Annotated in this window: 1 protein-coding gene; it reads right to left on the minus strand. The window is 76.1% G+C overall.

Going from position 1 to position 1,054, the window contains the following annotated elements:
• Nucleotides 1-1,054, minus strand: a 1,054-nt coding sequence (locus tag HW445_RS32330) for a PD-(D/E)XK nuclease family protein (RefSeq protein WP_180224302.1), incomplete at both ends; no start/stop codon positions are given.

Genomic DNA, 1,054 nt, shown 5'->3' on the forward strand with positions numbered 1-1,054 from the left:
GCTCGTCCAGGACCTTGCCCGCGGCCGTGGCCAGCAGGTCCCCGACCCACTCGCCGCCGTCCGGCGACTGCGCCTGCACCTTGGGCAGGGCGTCCCCGCCGTCCCGCTTGGCGGCGGCCTGCCGCAGGTGGACCAGCTCCGCTCCCCCGGGCTCGGGCCGCTCGCCGTCGAACAGGTCGTCCACCGCGCCCTCGCGGACGGCCAGCTGGTACACGGCGAGCTGCGGGTGGCGCGCCACCTCGGCGCCGCTCGGCGCGTTCTTGCCGGTCTTGAAGTCCACCACGTAGGCCCGCCCGCGGGCGTCCCGCTCCACCCGGTCCATGGAGCCGCGGACACGGACCTGGTACTCCCCCGCCTCGATGGTGACGTCGAAGTCGTGCTCGGCGGCGACGGGGGTGCGGCCGGCCGTCTCGCGGCCCATGACGTGCCAGTTCAGGAAGCGCTCCAGCACCGCCCGGGCGCTCTCCCGTTCCTGCGCGGACTTCCACGGGGCGTCGAAGGCGAGCGCGTTCCACACCGAGTCCAGCCGCTCCATCAGCACGTCCAGGTCGGCGGGGGTCCGCCCGGAGGCGACCTCGTCGGCGAGCACGTGCACCACGTTGCCGAAGCCCTGGGCGGCCGTGGCCGGGGTGTCGGCCTTCACCTCGCGGCCGAGGAACCACTGCAACGAGCAGGTGTTGGCCAGCTGGTCCAGGGCGCTGCCGGACAGGGCGACCGGGCGGTCCCGCTCCCGCAGCGGCACCTTGCTCTCGGTGCGCTCGAGCATGCCCCACCACCGGTAGGGGTGCGCGGCGGGCACCAGCGGGCGGCCCTCCTCGTCGGTGAGGGCGGCCAGCCGGGCCAGCCGGCGGGCTGCCGCGTCCCGCAGCCCCTCGGAGGCCTCGGGGTCGACGGTGGTGGCCCGCAGCTCGGCCACGAGCGCGGCCACCGACAGCGGACGGCGGGGACGGCCGGTCACGTCCCGGGGCTCGACCCCCAGCTCGGTCATGAACCGGGAGGGCTGGTCGCCGTCCTCGGCGGGGGCCTTCACCGCGGTGACGACCAGCCGCTCACG

Source organism: Streptomyces sp. UH6 (genome assembly GCF_013421635.1).
GTDB lineage: Bacteria > Actinomycetota > Actinomycetes > Streptomycetales > Streptomycetaceae > Streptomyces > Streptomyces abyssomicinicus.